The sequence below is a fragment of the Psychrobacillus vulpis genome, from assembly GCF_006861825.1.
Taxonomy (GTDB): domain Bacteria; phylum Bacillota; class Bacilli; order Bacillales_A; family Planococcaceae; genus Psychrobacillus; species Psychrobacillus vulpis.
Genome location: NZ_VDGI01000020.1, coordinates 48808 through 66347 on the forward strand (window position 1 = coordinate 48808; position 17540 = coordinate 66347).

16 protein-coding genes and 2 pseudogenes are annotated in these 17540 nt (G+C 35.9%); 13 read left to right on the top strand and 5 right to left on the bottom strand.

Going from position 1 to position 17540, the window contains the following annotated elements; genetic code table 11:
* Positions 1 to 7: 7 nt before the first annotated feature.
* The 5 genes from FG384_RS16000 (at position 8) to rarD (ending at position 7395) form a co-directional block, all read left to right on the top strand.
* Complete coding sequence (locus FG384_RS16000) at positions 8 to 1141, top strand: cysteine desulfurase family protein (protein ID WP_142643715.1); 1134 nt, start codon at positions 8 to 10, stop codon at positions 1139 to 1141.
* Between the two features lie 5 nt (positions 1142 to 1146).
* Positions 1147 to 2349 (top strand): tRNA uracil 4-sulfurtransferase ThiI, encoded by a 1203-nt coding sequence (thiI, locus tag FG384_RS16005; protein ID WP_142643716.1) that lies wholly within the window; start codon positions 1147 to 1149, stop codon positions 2347 to 2349.
* Between the two features lie 81 nt (positions 2350 to 2430).
* Positions 2431 to 2625, top strand: coding sequence for an alpha/beta-type small acid-soluble spore protein (locus tag FG384_RS16010; protein WP_142643717.1), 195 nt, complete (start codon positions 2431 to 2433; stop codon positions 2623 to 2625).
* A gap of 2185 nt (positions 2626 to 4810) precedes the next feature.
* Positions 4811 to 6409, top strand: coding sequence for an acyl-CoA synthetase MbcS (gene mbcS, locus FG384_RS16015; protein WP_142643718.1), 1599 nt, complete (start codon positions 4811 to 4813; stop codon positions 6407 to 6409).
* Between the two features lie 89 nt (positions 6410 to 6498).
* Positions 6499 to 7395, top strand: coding sequence for an EamA family transporter RarD (gene rarD, locus FG384_RS16020; protein WP_142643719.1), 897 nt, complete (start codon positions 6499 to 6501; stop codon positions 7393 to 7395).
* 33 nt (positions 7396 to 7428) lie between these two features.
* Here rarD and FG384_RS16025 read toward each other — a convergent pair whose 3' ends face one another.
* Positions 7429 to 8229 (bottom strand): NAD kinase, encoded by an 801-nt coding sequence (locus FG384_RS16025; protein WP_142643720.1) that lies wholly within the window; start codon positions 8227 to 8229, stop codon positions 7429 to 7431.
* A 168-nt stretch (positions 8230 to 8397) separates the two neighbouring features.
* On the opposite strand from FG384_RS16025, the gene sppA reads away from it, so the two are divergent.
* The 5 genes from sppA to FG384_RS16050 all read left to right on the top strand — a co-directional run bounded on the left by sppA (position 8398) and on the right by FG384_RS16050 (position 12784).
* Entirely contained in the window at positions 8398 to 9411 is a 1014-nt protein-coding gene (gene sppA, locus FG384_RS16030) for a signal peptide peptidase SppA (protein ID WP_142643721.1), read from the top strand.
* Positions 9412 to 9423: 12 nt separating this feature from the next.
* Positions 9424 to 10005 carry an RDD family protein gene (locus FG384_RS16035; protein WP_166462464.1) on the top strand — a complete coding sequence of 194 codons (582 nt, stop codon included), beginning with the start codon at positions 9424 to 9426 and terminating at the stop codon, positions 10003 to 10005.
* A gap of 32 nt (positions 10006 to 10037) precedes the next feature.
* The gene (gene tpx, locus FG384_RS16040) at positions 10038 to 10544 is read left to right on the top strand and encodes a thiol peroxidase (protein WP_142643723.1); all 507 of its coding nucleotides are present in this window, start codon (positions 10038 to 10040) and stop codon (positions 10542 to 10544) included.
* Positions 10545 to 10598: 54 nt separating this feature from the next.
* Positions 10599 to 11528 carry a class I SAM-dependent methyltransferase gene (locus FG384_RS16045; protein WP_142643724.1) on the top strand — a complete coding sequence of 310 codons (930 nt, stop codon included), beginning with the start codon at positions 10599 to 10601 and terminating at the stop codon, positions 11526 to 11528.
* Between the two features lie 65 nt (positions 11529 to 11593).
* Complete coding sequence (locus tag FG384_RS16050; RefSeq protein ID WP_142643725.1) at positions 11594 to 12784, top strand: acetate kinase; 1191 nt, start codon at positions 11594 to 11596, stop codon at positions 12782 to 12784.
* Positions 12785 to 12826: 42 nt separating this feature from the next.
* Here FG384_RS16050 and FG384_RS16055 read toward each other — a convergent pair whose 3' ends face one another.
* Positions 12827 to 13279, bottom strand: a complete 453-nt coding sequence (locus FG384_RS16055; RefSeq protein ID WP_142643726.1) for a universal stress protein — start codon at positions 13277 to 13279, stop codon at positions 12827 to 12829.
* 244 nt (positions 13280 to 13523) lie between these two features.
* Here FG384_RS16055 and ald point away from each other — a divergent pair, with 244 nt between their 5' ends.
* The 3 genes from ald (at position 13524) to crcB (FG384_RS16070) (ending at position 15436) form a co-directional block, all read left to right on the top strand.
* Entirely contained in the window at positions 13524 to 14639 is a 1116-nt protein-coding gene (gene ald, locus FG384_RS16060) for an alanine dehydrogenase (RefSeq protein WP_142643727.1), read from the top strand.
* An 81-nt stretch (positions 14640 to 14720) separates the two neighbouring features.
* Complete coding sequence (crcB, locus tag FG384_RS16065) at positions 14721 to 15086, top strand: fluoride efflux transporter CrcB (RefSeq protein ID WP_142643728.1); 366 nt, start codon at positions 14721 to 14723, stop codon at positions 15084 to 15086.
* Positions 15083 to 15436 (top strand): fluoride efflux transporter CrcB, encoded by a 354-nt coding sequence (crcB, locus tag FG384_RS16070; RefSeq protein ID WP_142643729.1) that lies wholly within the window; start codon positions 15083 to 15085, stop codon positions 15434 to 15436. The genes crcB (FG384_RS16065) and crcB (FG384_RS16070) overlap by 4 nt, the downstream gene beginning before the upstream one ends.
* Positions 15437 to 15537: 101 nt before the next feature.
* Here crcB (FG384_RS16070) and FG384_RS19880 read toward each other — a convergent pair whose 3' ends face one another.
* The 3 genes and pseudogenes from FG384_RS19880 to FG384_RS20520 all read right to left on the bottom strand — a co-directional run.
* Positions 15538 to 15687: a hypothetical protein gene (locus tag FG384_RS19880; RefSeq protein WP_166462465.1), complete on the bottom strand. Its 150-nt coding sequence runs from the start codon at positions 15685 to 15687 to the stop codon at positions 15538 to 15540.
* Between the two features lie 163 nt (positions 15688 to 15850).
* Positions 15851 to 16699: pseudogene (locus FG384_RS16075) on the bottom strand (IS256 family transposase); the annotation flags it as partial.
* 2 nt (positions 16700 to 16701) lie between these two features.
* Positions 16702 to 17441 (bottom strand): annotated as a pseudogene (locus FG384_RS20520) (transposase); the annotation flags it as partial.
* Positions 17442 to 17540: the final 99 nt, after the last annotated feature.

Sequence of the window (17540 nt, forward strand, 5' to 3'; positions counted from 1 at the left end):
GAGGAACATGATATATTTTGATAATAGTGCTACGACGAAAGCGGAAAAAGAAATTATCGACACATTTGTAACTGTGAATGAAAAATATTGGGCAAATCCAGCCTCTATCCATGAATTTGGTCACCATACAAATGAATTATTACAATCAGCTAGAGCTCAAGTTGCTGAGGTACTGAAAACAACGAAAGAGAAAATATATTTTACCTCAGGTGGAACAGAATCTAATAATTTGGCAATTTTTGGATTAGTTAATAAATATAAACTTCGTGGTAATCATGTACTTATATCCGAAATAGAGCATCCATCTGTCCTGGAAGCAGCAAAAATGCTTCAGCTTCAAGGATTAGATGTAGAGTATATCCCTGTTAATAAAGATGGCATTGTATCTATAGAAGATGTAAATCTGCTACTTCGAAATGATACAGTATTAGTGAGTGTTATGCATGTAAATAATGAAATTGGAGCGATTCAACCAATAAATGAGATTGCTTCCATTATAAAAGCAAAAAGCCGTGCAGTTTTTCATATGGATGCAGTACAAAGTTTTGGGAAAACGCTAGTTAATTTTGAAGAGCAACATGTGGATGCAATAACTATATCTTCTCATAAAATACATGGACTAAAAGGATCGGGACTACTTGCTTTAAAAAATACAATCGAGATAGATCCAATCCTCTATGGTGGAGGTCAGGAATATGGTATAAGAAGTGGCACCACACCTGTTCCGCTTGCTGTATGTACAGCAAAAGCAATTAGATTAGCAAATAGTCATGTTGAACAACATGCCGCTAGGCTAAAAAGTATGACAGATGATATTATATTTTTTCTAAAAACATTTGCATCTATAAAAATTATTTCCCCGGAAATAAGAGCTCCTCATATTGTTTCTTTTGCAGTTAGAGGAGTTAAAGGAGAAGTAATCATTAATGCATTGCAAAAAGAAGATGTAATCGTCTCTACTAGCAGTGCATGTTCATCAAGACAAACAAAAACGAGTCATGTTCTAAAAGCAATACATATAGAGGATGATTATATAAAAGGTGTTGTTCGATTAAGTTTTTCGTATATGAATACAATTGAAGAAGTAGAACACTTTAAAAAAATATTTACGAAAGTAATAAGCGTAATAAAAGGAGACTAAACAGGATGAAGTGGGAAAAAATATTAATTAGATATGGTGAATTATCTACAAAAGGTAAAAATAGGAAGTCGTTTATAACACATCTTAAAAACAATATAAAATTTTCGTTTATTGATTTACCGAATATTAAAATGACAGCAGAAAGAGATCGTATGTTCCTAACTTCTACGGATGATTTAGAGATTCAAGAGCTAATAAAAAGTCTGCCGAAAATATTTGGTATACAATCATTTAGTCCAGTAGCAGCTTGTACACAACAATTAGAAGATATAGAAAGAACTGCTATAAAAATTATAGAAAGTCTAGATCATCAAGATAAAACGTTTAGAGTAACTGTAAAACGTACGGATAAAAGGTATCCATTAGATACATATGAATTGCAACGTACTATTGCAAATCATGTGCTAAGACAATTCCCAAGTTTGATAGTACAAATGAAAAAACCAGAAATTGATTTGCGTATTGAGGTTTTATCTGATGCAGTCTATATGATGGCGGAAGTAATTCCTGGAGCTGGTGGAATGCCGCTTGGTTCAAACGGACGTTCCTTATTAATGCTGTCGGGAGGAATTGATAGTCCTGTTGCTGGTTATATGTTATTAAAGCGTGGTGTTCGATTAGATGCAATTCACTTCCATAGCCCGCCTTTTACAAGCGAGCGCTCAAAAGAAAAGGTGATGGATTTAGCAAATCAATTGAGTCACTTTGGAGCAACAGTTAGGCTGCATGTAATTCCATTTACGGAAATTCAACAAAGTATCCAATCCCAAATTCCCGAAAATGTGTCCATGACAACTACAAGAAGAATGATGATGAAAATAGCCGATTTAGTAAGAGAAGAAATAGGAGCGTTAGGAATTGTTACAGGAGAAAGTTTAGGACAAGTCGCAAGTCAAACATTGGAGAGCTTAACAGCTATAAATGCAGTGACGACAACTCCGGTGTTTAGACCTCTAATTTCTTTTGATAAACTTGAAATCATTGATATTGCACAAAAAATAGGTACGTACGAGACTTCCATCTTACCGTATGAAGATTGTTGTACTATATTTACATCATCTTGTCCCAAAACAAAGCCAAAGCTTGAAAAAGTGGAATACTATGAGAGCTTCAAGGACTTTGATGAACTGATAAAAGAAGCAGTAGAAAAAAGAGAAACGTATTCATTTCCAACCAAAAAGAAAAATGAGTTTGAAAGCCTACTGTAAAAAATAACAAAATATACCTCTCGCCCTTGTGCATGAATTAGATGAAAATGAACATTCTAATTTCACAAGGAGGTGAGAGACATGCCAAACAACAATAAACTTGTAGTTCCAGGCGTAAAACAAGCACTTGATCAAATGAAATATGAAATTGCTCAAGAGTTTGGAGTACAACTAGGTGCTGATGCATCATCGCGTGCCAACGGATCCGTCGGCGGAGAAATTACAAAGCGATTAGTGCAACAAGCTCAATCACAAATGAACGGTTTTAATAAATAATGAAAAAAGGAACCGGTAGCTTTAGCTACCGGTTTCATTCTGTAGACAAACTCAAATTTATTTAGTTTGTCTACAGTTTTTTTGTTTAAAATAAAATTAAGATTAAAAGAAGTTGCTTTCCGCTGCGGGCGAACGCTTTCCGCGGGCGTGGCTTGAGCCTCTTCGGTCGCTATGCTCCCTGAAGGGTCTCAAGACTCACGCTAATTCCGCAGGAGTCGTCGCCCTCCGCTCCAAGCAATTAGTGCTCTGAAAAATAAACGAGTTGGATATAATAATAAAAATCAAATCAATGAACGCAACTTCTGGACAATTGAGCAGCTTGTATTACACAATCATATAGTACATAAATTAGATGGATTCTTGTCATCACTTTCTTCCTCAACATTAAATTAGGAAGGTAACATTTGATGGTTTAAAGAAGCGTCCGCTCGACTCCTGCGGGATAAGCGAAATCATTGAAAAACAGTCTATTTTTTTATGATAAATACTTATTCATTTCTAGAAAATTGTTGAAAAAGGCGACATTCCTGCGGGAATAGCATTAGCCGAAGACCCCACAGTGAAGCGAGAAGGGTATTGAAAAAGTGTTATTCTAAAAATTTTCTATCAAATAGTCGTTAAGAGAATTTATCGCTTTGGCATTCGCTTTCCGCGGGCGAGCGACGAGCCTCCTCCTTCGCTCTGCTTCGTGCGGGGTCTCGTCTGTCTCGCTTTCCCGCAGGAGTCTCATGCGTCGCGCTAAATTCTCTTAAATAAATACAGCAAATAGTTCCTACAAAAAACTAATTCGAGAGACTGAGGCAACGCCCGCGGAAAGGGAGGCCACTGAAAAAGTCACTTTTTTTCAAAAAATAAAAACGAAATCCCATAATTCCTTCACTTTTTAGGGTGTTTATGGGGACGTCATGCCAATTTTGATACAAATATACTTCTCAAGTGGTGACTTTATTTTCTGAATTTTGGTTTTTCAGTGGCCAGCGGAAAGGGAGCCGTTTCAACGATTTTCTTATTTATTGGAATATTGGATAACCCCATCTGGCAAAGTCGAATTATAGGGACTTTTTCAGTGCCAGCAGTATAGCGACCGAAGATTCTCAAGCCACTTGACGAAAAGCGCTCGCCTATAAAGGAAAGCAACTTCTTATAACCTTTATTTCATTTGTTTTTTAGTGCCCTCGTTAAACTCCCTCTAGTGCTTGTAAGATATGATGGTAAAAATCAAATCAATGAACACAAACTTCTGGAAAACAATAATAATTGTGCAGCTTGTACCACACAATCATTCAGTACATAAATTAGAGGGATTCATTTCATCATTTTCCTACTCAACATAAAGTAGGCAGGTAACATTTTAATGGTTTAAAGAAGCGTTCGCTCGACTCCTAAGGGAAAAGATAGACATTCGAGACCCTGCAGGAGCCTAGAGAGATCACTGAAAAGCTGTCTATTTTTTTTGATAAATACTTTTTCATTTCTAGAAAATCGTTGAAAAAGGCGACACTCCTGCGGGAATAGCGTTAGCTGAAGACCCCACAGCGAAGCGAGGAGGCTGAGGCAACGCCCGCGGAAAGGGAGGCCACTGAAAAAGTCACTTTTTTTCAAAAAATAAAAACGAAATCCCATAATTCCTTCACTTTTTAGGGTGTTTATGGGGACGTCATGCCAATTTTGATACAAATATACTTCTCAAGTGGTGACTTTATTTTCTGAATTTTTGTTTTTCAGTGGCCTCCGGAAAGGGAGCCGTTTCAACGATTTTCTTATTAATTGGTTTATAGGACACCCCCATGTGGCAAAGTTGAATGATAGGGACTTATTCAGCGTCCTCAGAGGAAGGAAGGCTAAGGGTGCCTAGTCCTGAGGCAACGCCTTCATGACCAACTTCGTGTTGGCCTAAGCGGCTCAGGCCCGCCCACGAAAAGCAAGCAGTAAGCTTCGGAAAACCTAATATATACTATTTAAAAATAATAAGACTGTAGCCAACTTGTTTTTGAGTTTGTTGACACTCTGTAACTACCGGTTTTTTATGCTTAGGTAATTAGATATGATTAAGTGTGGTAGCCATTTATTGTGAAGGTGGAAAAAAATTCCTCTTCATCACTCCCCTTCTCAAATAACTGAAAATTATATTTTTATTTTAAAGTCTGATTATTTGGTTTATAATTTAATTAGAGGAGGAGTTCAAATGAACAAACAAGACTTAATTGCACCAAATACTTATAACTTAGTTACTGAATTCGAAAAATTTAGTACGGATGAAGATAAGCTTGCTATCATTTGGGAATCTGAAAAAGGTGAAACAAAAACTATTACATATAATCGATTAATACAACGAGCAAATAAAATTGCTAATTTATTTACACGAAAAGGTCTTCAAAAAGGTGATGTTGTATTAATCATGGTACCTCGATTAATAGAAGCCTATGAAGTATACATTGCTGCATTAAAAGCAGGGCTAGTTGTTATACCAAGTTCTGAAATGCTTCGTGCAAAAGATATTGAATATCGACTTACACATAGCGGAGCTAGTGCAATTATCGCTTATGAGCCGTTTTTAGATCAATTTGATGAAGTAAATTACTTAGAGGAAAAATTACTGTTTGTTATTGGGGAAAGTCATGGGAATTGGATATCCCTTTCAAATGAAATGCAACATGAATCCGAACAATTTCAAGCTGTAGATACTTCCAAAGATGATATGGCATTTTTATCGTACACAAGTGGTACAACAGGGAATCCAAAAGGTGTCGTTCATACACATGGGTGGGCTTTCGCGCATTTAAGAACTTCAGGGCCAAACTGGCTTGATATCCATGAAGGTGATATCGTTTGGGCTACCGCAAGTCCTGGCTGGCAAAAGTGGATTTGGAGTCCGTTTGTTGCCACTTTAGGTAGTGGTGCAATTGGATATGTCTATAACGGAAAGTTTGAGCCACAAACATACTTAAAAAACATTCAAAAGAAAAAAGTGAATGTACTTTGCTGTACACCAACAGAATATAGAATTATGGCTAAAGTAGAAGGGCTATCAAATTATGATCTTTCTTCTCTCCATAGTGCTGTTTCCGCAGGAGAACCACTAAATAGAGAGGTTATTGAAACATTTGATAAGTTTTTTAGTTTAGAAGTACGAGATGGATATGGCCAAACAGAAAATACATTGCTTGTTGGAACGATGAAAGGAATGGAAGCCAGACTGGGTTCGATGGGGAAACCTACTCCTGGAAATACGGTTGAAATTATAAACGAGCTAGGAGAAATTTGTGCTCCTGGTGAAGTAGGGGATATCGCTGTACATGTGGAAACTCCTGCTCTATTTAAAGAATACTTGAAAGATCCCGAAAGAACTTCTATGCAATTTAGAGGAGATTATTATCTAACCGGAGACCGAGCAAAAAAAGACGAAGATGGTTATTTCTGGTTTGAAGGTAGAGGAGACGATATCATTATTAGTTCAGGCTATACTATTGGACCATTCGAAGTGGAAGATGCTCTTACAAAACATCCAGCTGTTCAAGAATGCGCTGTAGTAGGGAGTCCACATGAGCTTCGTGGAACAATTGTAAAAGCATTTGTCGTTTTAAGGAATTCTAATCTAAAAGGTTCAGAGCAGTTAGTAAAAGAACTGCAAGAGCATGTAAAGTCATTGACGGCACCATATAAATATCCAAGAGAAATTGAATTTATCGAGGAACTACCAAAAACAACATCCGGAAAAATAAGACGAATTGAACTTAGGCAAAGAGAACTGCAAAAAAATAGCTTTGTTAAACATGGAGAATAACTTCTTCATGTTTTTTTTATTTACTTTAGTTAAGTAAAGGAATATAATGGTTGTTATATTTTCGGGTCACAAAATAATGGGGTGATGCTTTGCAGAAAGAAGAGAAACAAGGAATAATAATTGTAGCAGTTGCGTATATTTTTTGGGGATTCATGCCAATATATTGGAAGCTATTGGAGCATGTTTCAAGTGACGAAATCCTAGTAAGTCGAGTTATTTGGTCATTCATATTCACATTATTGTTAGTGGTTTTAGGAAGAAACTACAAAGTTTTAATAAGTGATTTAAAAGAGCTTTGGAAAAATAAGAAAGCGTTTTGGAGTCTAGTTGTTGCTTCCTACTTAGTTACTGGAAATTGGTTTACATACATTTATGCTGTAAATGCAGGGTACATTGTGCAATCGAGTTTAGGCTATTACATAAATCCGTTAATTTCAGTGCTATTAGGGATTATCTTTTTAAAAGAGAAAATGTCTCGGGCGCAACAATTGTCTGTATTGATTGCTGCTACTGGAGTAGCGATTTTAACGATCTCTTATGGAGTCATTCCTTGGATTTCATTTATTTTAGCTTTTACATTTGCAATTTATGGTTTTATTAAAAAGAGTTTAACGATTGATGCATTAAGAGGTTTAACAATTGAAACGATGTTCGTGCTTCCGGTAGCACTTTTCTATTTTGGGTATCTTCTTATGACGGATCGAGCGGTTTTCTTTCAAACAAACTCCGTCACAGTTATTTTATTAATATTAACTGGTGTAGCAACTGCAGTCCCTCTTGTATTATTTGCAAAAGGTACAAAAACAATGCCACTTTATATGTCGGGTTTTATACAATATTTTGCACCAACAATCATGTTACTAGTCGGTGTGTTCGTATATAATGAGAAATTTAGCAAAATAGAGTTTTTATCTTTTTCTTTTATTTGGGCAGCTTTAATTTTATTTACCGTTTCTAAAATTGTAGAAGTTAGAAAAAACAGGTAGCCTTGTTGTTTGGACAAGACAACCTGTTTTATATTATAAAAAGGAGCGTTTAACTTTTTCCCAGTAACTATTATTTTTTAGTTTTACGGTTTTGACAATTTTATCGCTTAAACTAACGGATACAGATCCAACATGTTGAATACTCAACGATTCATTATCCGTACTCATCGAAGGATAGTCATTCCAATCTTTATGAAGTTTTAGTTCAAGAGATCTTTTCCCACTTAAAATGAAGGAAGAACCTAATGTTCTAAATTCATTACTATTTACTGAAGCTATCTCAGTTATTTGAATACAAGGGAGTAGTGGGTCAACTACAGCTCCATTTAATGATTTATTATAGGCGGTGCTTCCAGTTGGAGTGGAAATAACCATACCATCACCTCTAAATGTCTCGAAGTGTTTTTGATCAATCATAATATCTAGCACAAAGGTTTTAATGATGTTGGAGCGAATGGTAAACTCGTTTAGGCAATAAAATTTCGGATTGTTATCAACCGATATTTCTAGCAGAGGGTATTTTCGGACTTCAATTTGGTCGTTTAAGACAGCATCTGCCATTGCTTCTATATCTTCTAATAAAAAATCACAATACATACTTAACGTACCGGTAGTTGAAATTCCTGCATATAAACAGTCTTGGCGAAATCCTGTTTTTCGAACAGCTTGTAAAAAAGAGCCGTCAGTTCCAATACTTACTATGATGGAAGCCTGATGTTCATTTTCTACAACTTGAAATCCATACTGTTTAATAACTTCCGCTATAGTCTCTTTTGTTTGTAATGATTCTATGTCATTCTTAGTATAGAGAAATATTGCATTTCTTGAGTTCATATGCCCTCTCCTTTTCGATGTGTAGAGATGTTATTTTTTTCTCAGCTACTATCTAGCCCTAGGCAAGGGTGTTATGTATTTTTACTTAATATTTATTTTATCATTTTATGAAACATTTAGTCATTTTTTTCGTAAGTAATGAAGACAGCATAAGGAGGAGCAAAGAATATGAATATGAAACGATGGTTTGCTATTTTAGGGGCATCTATACTTTTAGTAATTTCAATTGGTGTAAATACATTGTCCAGTGCATTTTCAACAGACTGGACTTCTTTAATGGATGAATTTGCATCAATTAGTAGCTCAGAATTTTATGAGACAGTATTAGAGGAAGGAAATATGGATGAAAGAGTTGCTTTATTAACAGTCGATGGTGTAATCCAAGATACAGGTAGTGCAAGCTCCCTTTTTGGAACCGAAAGTTATAATCACCAACACTTTTTACAGCAATTAGAGCAAGTAAAACAAGACGACACTGTAAAAGCGATTGTTTTACAAGTGAATTCCCCAGGTGGTGGAGTAGTAGAATCAGCACAAATCTATAAAGAAATTAAAGAGATTCAAGAAGAAACAGAAAAACCTATCTACGTCTCTATGGGAAGTATGGCTGCCTCAGGTGGTTATTATATTTCTGCACCAGCGGACAAAATTTTTGTAAACAAAGAGACGATCACTGGATCTATCGGTGTTATTATGCAAAGTATGAACTACGGGAAATTAGCGGAAAAATACGGAGTGGAATTTGTTACTATCAAATCTGGACCATATAAAGACATTATGAGCCCAACAAGAGATATGACGGAAGAAGAAAGAAATATGTTGCAAGTAATGTTAAATGATTCTTACGAGGATTTTGTCGATATTATCGAACAAGGTAGAAATATGACGGAAGCAGATGTGAAAAAAGTAGCTGATGGTCGAATTGTCAATGGTCGACAAGCGATTGAAGCTGGTCTAGCCGACGAAGTTGGATTTCTAGAAGACGTAGTTCAAGCTATTAAAACGGATTATGACCTAGAAAACGCAGAAGTATTTGAGTATGGTTACTCGCAAAACTTCTCTTCCTTATTTGCTATGAAAGCACAGTCTTTCCTAGGTGTTGATATGGAATCGAAACTGATTGCAAAGTTGATTGCAGATAACAGTGCACCGCGAATGATGTACCTTTACGGTGAAAGATAAGGAGGGGTTATGATGAGTGAATTTGTACAGACAGAAGAAAATAATGTGCAAGAGAACGCATCGGGGACTCAAAAGGTTATCGTTCATCAAACGGAGCACTATGAACATAAATCTGCAGGGTTTTGGATACGATTTTGGGCTTATATGATAGATATCATTATTTTATCCTCTATAGGAATGATATTAATCAAGCCTATCTTCCGTGTATTTTCATTACAAATAAATGATCCGACATGGTATGCTCCTTTTACATTGATTACTTCTTTTATTTTCTACGCATATTTTGTATTGATGACTAAGTTTTTGAATCAAACAGTAGGAAAAATGATTTTCGGGATTCGTGTAATTTCAATGGATGGTGGAAAGCTTAAATGGAGTACGGTATTGTTTAGAGAGTGGATTGGAAGATTAATATCTGTAATTCCACTTAATATTCCATACATCGCAGTTGCATTTACACCAAGAAACAAAGCAATTCATGATTTCATTGCAGATACATTAGTCATCCATGAAGCGGTGTATGATAAAAAAGACAAAATAGTCTATGAAAAATCATTGACTGCAAAAGAGTTGCAAGAGCAGAACGGATTCTAGTAAGATGAAGAGAAAGAGAAGGAGGCTATACAATGGCACAAATAACATTTAAAAATAATCCAGTAACTTTAGTTGGGAAAGAAATAGTAGTTGGAGAAAAAGCACCGAAGTTTACGGTACTTGCAAATGACATGTCACCAGTTACACTTCAAGATTCTGCTGGTAAAATTCGTTTAATTAGTGTAGTTCCTTCACTAGATACAGGTGTTTGTTCTATTCAAACAAATAAATTTAACGAAAGTGCTGCTAGTTTTGGAGAGGATGTTGTTATTTTAACAGTATCTGTTGATTTACCATTCGCTCAAAAACGTTGGTGCGGAGCAAATGCCGCAGACGCTATTCAAACATTATCTGATCATCGTGACTTATCATTCGGAGAAGCTTATGGTGTCGTAATGAAAGAATTACGCTTACTTGCGCGTGCAATTTTCGTTGTAGATAAAAATGACGTTGTAACGTATGTAGAATACGTAAAAGAGGGTACGGATCACCCTGACTATGAAAAAGCTTTAGAAGCAGTAAAGTCATTGACGGAGTAATAATACTTGGAAGCCCACTCGAGTCAAGAGTGGGCTTTAGTTTGAGGGATAATTATGCACACAAATGTAGAACAAATTTTTACTTTTATTGATCAAGAAAGCAGTTTTATAGAACAACAAGAGTCTGTTACATATCTCGAAGGTGTCATTTATGCACTTGAATTATGGATAACAGATAAAAAAACGCCTTTCGTTCAAAATGCTGAAAAAGAGCAAATTAGAAAAGCGGTTCAATTAGCTATATTAAAAGGAATGAAAAAATCTGCACAAGTCAACCATCAAATGACTCCAGATGCTATTGGACTCTTAGTAGCGTACTTTGTGAAGGAAATGACTAAAGAGAAGAAAGAGCTAACAATTTTAGATCCTGCTCTTGGAACAGGAAATTTGCTTTATACAATTATGAATGCATTGCCAAAAGAAAATCATGCATTTGGAGTAGAAATTGATGAGCTTCTAATTCAATTAGCTGCACAAACTGCAGAGTTACTTACTAGTGATATTCAATTGTTTAGGCAAGATGCTTTAAAACCGTTACTCATTGATCCTGTAGATATAGTCGTTAGTGATTTGCCTGTTGGATATTATCCAGATGATGAAACTGCTCAAGAGTATTTTCTTCAAAGTAACGATGAAATGTCTTATGCACATCATTTATTTATCGAACAATCGATGAAGCATGTTAAACCAGGTGGATATTTATACTTTTTAGTACCTGATACTATTTTCGAATCCAAGCAAGCACCAAATCTCCATAAATATATAAAAGAGAATGGATGGATTCAGGCAGTTATTCAACTTCCATCCACAATTTTTAAGTCAAAAGGGCAAGAGAAAAGCTTATTAATTCTTCAAAAGAAAAGTGATGAATTAAACGCTCCAAGAGAAGTACTACTTGCAAAAGTTCCAAATATGTCCAATAAAGAGGCGATGGAATTATTCTTCCAAAAAATTGATATTTGGCAAGAAGAAAACGCCAAATGACAGTTGCTCGCTCCTACTCTGAACGGTACAATTAAAGTACTAGTTCGAAGAAGGAGCGTTTTTTTATGTCAAATATTTTAGCAATAAATGCGGGTAGCTCTTCTTTAAAATTCCAATTATTAAAAATGCCAGAAGAAGAAGTTATTGCAAAAGGTTTAATAGAGCGAATTGGTTTAAGAGAGCCTGTTTTTACAATGACAGCAAACAATGAACGTATTCAGCTTATCGAACCCGTGGAAAATCATGAACAAGCCGTGAAGTTATTAATGCATTTTTTAATAGATAAAAAAGTAATCCAGTCGTTAGAAGATATACAAGGGATAGGACATCGTGTCGTACATGGTGGAGAAGTATATAGTGATTCTGTTTTAGTAACTGAAGAAGTGTTGAAGACGCTTGATGAAATATCTGAGCTTGCACCACTTCACAATCCAGCAAACGTCACTGGAGTTCGTGAGTTTGCCAAAGAATTGCCAAATGTGCCAGCGGTAGTAGTTTTTGATACAGCATTTCATCAGACGATGCCGGAGAGTTCTTACCTATATTCAATTCCATATCATTATTATGAAAAATACGGAATTCGAAAATATGGTTTTCATGGAACATCACATAAATACGTTTCTTATCGGGCGGCAGAGCTATTAAATCGTCCAATTGAAACGACTAGATTTATTTCTTGCCATCTTGGAAATGGTGCAAGTATAGCTGCGATTGACCGTGGGAAATCCATTGATACTTCGATGGGATTTACCCCACTTGCTGGAGTAACGATGGGAACGAGATCTGGTAACATAGATCCTGCACTTATTCCGTTTTTGATGGAGAAAACAGGGAAAAGTGCTGAAGATGTTCTAGATATTTTGAATAAAAAATCCGGAATGCTCGGTGTTTCCGGCTTTTCTAGTGATTTACGAGATATTGTCATTGAAGCTACTAAAGGAAACGACAGAGCACAATTAGCACTTGATGTCTTCGCAAATCGTATTCATAAATATATTGGATCGTATGCAGCACGTATGAACGGAGTAGATGCAATCATTTTCACTGCTGGAATTGGGGAGAATAGCGATGTCATTCGTGAAAAAGTATTAAGTGGTCTACAATTTATGGGAGTCTATATGGATCCAGAATTGAATATGCTGCGTGGGAAAGAAGGGTTTATTAACTACCCTCATTCACCTGTAAAAGTAATCGTCATACCTACAAACGAAGAAATAATGATTGCGAGAGATACTGTTCGTATTGCAGGATTGTAAAATAAAAAGAAGGCTGCCCAAAAGGGACAGCCTTCATTCTGTTTAATCTTCTTTTTCTTCTGTACGAACAACTAAAACGTCACAAGCTGCTGAACGAACAATATATTCAGAAACGCTTCCGATTAAAAATCTCTCCATTGCATTCAGACCAGTTGCTCCACAGATGATTAAATCTGCTTCTATTTTTTTTGCGATATCCTTAGATATCATTGTTTTAGGTGAACCATAATCCACCACTACATTTACTTGCTTTACTCCACCTGCTAATGCTTCTTTTTTATAGCCTTCTAATAGATTTACAGCAAAAGACTGAGCTCTTTCTGCAATAGATCGGTCATATGCTTCAATTGCAGCAAATGATCTTGTATCAATAATGTTAATTAAGTTTAATGTTGCATTGTTCCTTGCGGCAATAGACACCGACTTTTTAAATGCTAATTCTGCTTCTTTTGAACCGTCTACTGCAACTAAAATTTGTTTATACTTTAATGACATGTTCAAAACCTCCTAATAAATTTAGTATATTTAATAATTTCGAGATTATTTCTCGAATTCCTTCTTCATAACTGATTATTTTATAGACAAACTGTGAACATTACGTTTTGAAAAAGCTTTATTGGAGATAATGAAAATTTTGCAAGCATTTTAAAAATATATCTGATAGAATGGATTTGAAATAAATGATTTATATTATTTCTTTCGACGAGAGAAAACAGAATATACATAGGGAGGGCTTTATATGCGTATTGGAGTTCCAAAAGAAACGAAAAATAATGAAAACCGTGTAGCAATGACACCTGCTGGGGTAGTTAGCCTAACACATTTTAAACATGAAGTATTTATTGAAACTGGTGCAGGTCTAGGTTCTAGTTTCACGGATGAAGATTATATTGCAGCTGGTGCAACTATCGTACCAACCGCAGCAGAAGCATGGAATCAAGAGATGGTTATGAAGGTAAAGGAACCTACTCATGAGGAGTATGCTCTTATTAAGGAAGAATCAATCCTATTCACATATTTACATTTAGCTCCAGAAGAGGATTTAACGAAAGTACTATTAGAAAAGAAAGTAACAGCTATTGCATATGAAACAGTACAGCTTCCAAATAATTCATTGCCGTTACTTACTCCAATGAGTGAAGTTGCTGGTCGTATGGCAACACAAATTGGTGCTCAATATTTAGAGAAAATTAATGGCGGTAAAGGTATTTTACTTGGAGGTGTTCCAGGTGTACCACGTGCAAAGGTTGCAGTAGTTGGTGGTGGTATTGCGGGTACAAATGCTGCTCAAATTGCGGTAGGAATGGGTGCTCAAGTTACAATTATCGATTTAAACCCAGATCGTCTTCGTCAATTAGAAGAATTATTTGGTGGACAAGTTCAAACTCTTATTTCTAATCCATATAATATTGGACAAGCTGTTAAAGAAGCAGATTTAGTAGTTGGAGCAGTTCTTATTCCAGGTGCTAAAGCTCCTAAGCTTGTTTCGGAAGAAATGATTAAATCGATGTCTCCTGGATCTGTTGTAATTGATATTGCAATCGACCAAGGTGGTATTTTTGAAACGTCTGACCGTATTACAACACATGACAACCCAACATATGAAAAGCATGGAGTTGTTCATTATGCAGTTGCAAATATGCCAGGAGCAGTACCTAGAACGTCTACTATGGCATTGACGAATGCTACAGTTCCTTATGCAGTACAAATTGCTAATAAGGGCTATAAACAAGCTTGCTTAGATAATCTTGCATTACAAAAGGGGATTAACACGCTTGCTGGACATGTTACATTTAAAGCAGTTGCAGAAGCTCAAGGACTTCCTTATGTAGATGTTGCAACTCTTTTAAGCTAAGTCTATAATACGTTCAAACACCCAAAGTTATGAAAGCTTTGGGTGTTTTGTCATTTAGAAATAACTATGGAGTTGTTGTATATGGTTTATTTGTACGTGGGGTTAGCAGGAACTTTAGGAGCTCTTACAAGATATTTACTTGGAATAATATTCTTTTCAAATTCTGGATTTCCATTGGACATCTTGACGGTAAATTTAGTTGGGTGCTATATTCTAGCTTTTTTAACTTCGAGGGTGTTTCATAAAAGTAATCTAACTACCAATGTGAAAACTGCAATTAGTACAGGGTTTTTAGGATCCTTTACAACTTTTTCTGCTTTTAGTGTAGAGACAGTGGAGCTATTTCAACAAGGAGAAGTTTTACTTTCTGTATTATATGTTGCAATAAGTTCAGTTGGTGGAATTATAATGAGTAATTTAGGATGGAAAAATGAGGTGAGAAAATGACTTTACTTCAACTTCTCGCTGTAGGACTTGGGGGCTTTTTTGGTGCGATAGCAAGGTACTATACTTCACAAAAATGGAATAAAACCGAAGAAGGTCAATTACCGTATGGAACGCTTTTTGTCAATTTGGTAGGTTCCTTTTTACTCGGGTACTTTGCCAGTAGCAGCTTAAATGAAATATATATGCTTTTATTAGGAACTGGATTTTTAGGTGCATTTACCACTTTTTCTACATTAAATAAAGAACTCGTTATGTTACAAAAACTTCCTCTGAAATGGATAGCCTATTTCACTATTACATACGTTGGAGGATTAAGTTCAGCATTACTAGGTTATTACTTAGGAAGTTAAAGTTTATTAAAAATAATTTAAACCTCAATTAGGAATCTGTCTACTCGTAGATCGCAAGTTCAAAAGGCGTATGTGCAAATTGATTGACTCTATTCGCAAGTTCAGATGGCATGTGCAAACTCATTTGCCTTATCCGCAAGTTCAATAAGCGTTTGTGCAAATTGATCGCTTCTATCCGCAAGTTCAATAGGTGTATGTGCAAATCCATCACTTCTATGCGCAAGTTCATGAGACCTAACTGCAAATTCCAATGGAGAGTGCAAACTCATTTGCGTTATCGCAAGTTCAAAAGTCAAGTCCTTATAATTGTGTAAAATGCTAATTACAAGTCTTCAATTGTTTTGTATCACAAACAGATTCTGTTCGAAGTATGAATTTGATTGGATTGGAAGGGGGTACCCCCTTCCAATCCAATCAAATTTCGCGGACATCGTCCCCTCCGTCTTTTTTGATGATAATTCTTTTCTTTGCTTGTTCTTCATCATAATCCATTAGCACTGCACCAATTAATCGAAATGCAGATTGGCTATTAGGAAAAATCCGAATTACTTGTTCTCTGCGGCGGACTTCTTGATTTAAACGTTCCAATGAATTGGTACTATGAATGAAACGGCGATACTGTTCCGGTTCGTTTAGGTATTGAATTGCATCATCAAAGCCTTCTTCTAGCGTTTGTAGAGCTTTTTCAAGCTTCGAATTTTCCCCATAATGTGCTACGAACTCATCTTTAAATAGACGGGCATCTTTTAATGTCACCGCTTCAAAAATTCTTTTCATATCAACTATTATTTGTCTTACTTCTTTCTTTGGTAACCTCTCAATAATGTTTCGTTTAAAATGGACCGTGCAACGTTGCCAAGTTGTACCGATAAACTCTCGCTGAATTGCCTTCTTTAGTCCTGCATGCGCATCTGAAATGACTAATTTGGGTGATTGTAAACCTCGTGATTTTAGGTCTTGCAGAAACCCTTGCCAAGCTTCAAAACTTTCGACATGATCAATTTTTAAACCAATGACTTCTCTTTGATTGTTTTCATTGATAGCCGTCGCAATATAGACTGCTTTGGAAACAACTTTATGGTATTCCCGCACTTTGATGTACATGGCATCCACAAAAATATACGGGTAGTACAGGTCATTCAGTGGCCGATTTGCCCATTTATTCACGATTGGATTGAGCTTTTCAGTCAAAGAAGAGACAAATGATTTAGATACATTTTCTCCACAAAGTTGTTGGATAACGTTGGTAACTTTTCTTGTGGANGATCAATTTTTAAACCAATGACTTCTCTTTGATTGTTTTCATTGATAGCCGTCGCAATATAGACTGCTTTGGAAACAACTTTATGGTATTCCCGCACTTTGATGTACATGGCATCCACAAAAATATAGGGGTAGTACAGGACATTCAGTGGCCGATTTGCCCATTTATTCACGATTGGATTGAGCTTTTCAGTCAAAGAAGAGACAAATGATTTAGATACATTTTCTCCACAAAGTTGTTGGATAACATTGGTAACTTTTCTTGTGGANCATTCAGTGGCCGATTTGCCCATTTATTCACGATTGGATTGAGCTTTTCAGTCAAAGAAGAGACAAATGATTTAGATACATTTTCTCCACAAAGTTGTTGGATAACGTTGGTAACTTTTCTTGTGGATACACCATTAACCACCATTTCTAACATCGAGAGTACTAATACTTGATCGACACGTGCATACTTTTCAAAAACCGTTGGAGAGAAATCTCCTTCTCGCGTACGAGGAACACGTAATTTAATCTTTCCAATACTCACTACAAGGTCGCGTTCATAGTAACCATTGCGATAATCACGGCGTTCTTCCGAACGCTCATAAGCAGCTGCTTGTAAATAGTCATCCCGCTCTTTTTCCATATACTCATTTAATACTAAAACAATCGTTGATTTCACGACTGCATCAATAGTAGAATTCATTACTGCGTCTTTTAGAAAATCCATATCTAGGGTAAACTTTAATTGGGTCATTATTAATCTCTCCTCATTGTTTATCGTCGTTGAAAACATTGTAACCAAGAGGGATTAATTTGACCCTTTTCCTTTTTACACAATTATATGGACTTAATC

Coding starts and splice junctions, on each gene's coding strand:
- FG384_RS16000 (WP_142643715.1), top strand. CDS start 8: ATGATATATTTTGATAATAGTGCTACGACGAAAGCGGAAAAAGAAATT.
- thiI (WP_142643716.1), top strand. CDS start 1,147: ATGAAGTGGGAAAAAATATTAATTAGATATGGTGAATTATCTACAAAA.
- FG384_RS16010 (WP_142643717.1), top strand. CDS start 2,431: ATGCCAAACAACAATAAACTTGTAGTTCCAGGCGTAAAACAAGCACTT.
- mbcS (WP_142643718.1), top strand. CDS start 4,811: ATGAACAAACAAGACTTAATTGCACCAAATACTTATAACTTAGTTACT.
- FG384_RS16025 (WP_142643720.1), bottom strand. CDS start 8,229: ATGAACTCAAGAAATGCAATATTTCTCTATACTAAGAATGACATAGAA.
- sppA (WP_142643721.1), top strand. CDS start 8,398: ATGAATATGAAACGATGGTTTGCTATTTTAGGGGCATCTATACTTTTA.
- FG384_RS16035 (WP_166462464.1), top strand. CDS start 9,424: ATGAGTGAATTTGTACAGACAGAAGAAAATAATGTGCAAGAGAACGCA.
- tpx (WP_142643723.1), top strand. CDS start 10,038: ATGGCACAAATAACATTTAAAAATAATCCAGTAACTTTAGTTGGGAAA.
- FG384_RS16045 (WP_142643724.1), top strand. CDS start 10,599: ATGCACACAAATGTAGAACAAATTTTTACTTTTATTGATCAAGAAAGC.
- FG384_RS16050 (WP_142643725.1), top strand. CDS start 11,594: ATGTCAAATATTTTAGCAATAAATGCGGGTAGCTCTTCTTTAAAATTC.
- FG384_RS16055 (WP_142643726.1), bottom strand. CDS start 13,279: ATGTCATTAAAGTATAAACAAATTTTAGTTGCAGTAGACGGTTCAAAA.
- ald (WP_142643727.1), top strand. CDS start 13,524: ATGCGTATTGGAGTTCCAAAAGAAACGAAAAATAATGAAAACCGTGTA.
- crcB (WP_142643728.1), top strand. CDS start 14,721: ATGGTTTATTTGTACGTGGGGTTAGCAGGAACTTTAGGAGCTCTTACA.
- crcB (WP_142643729.1), top strand. CDS start 15,083: ATGACTTTACTTCAACTTCTCGCTGTAGGACTTGGGGGCTTTTTTGGT.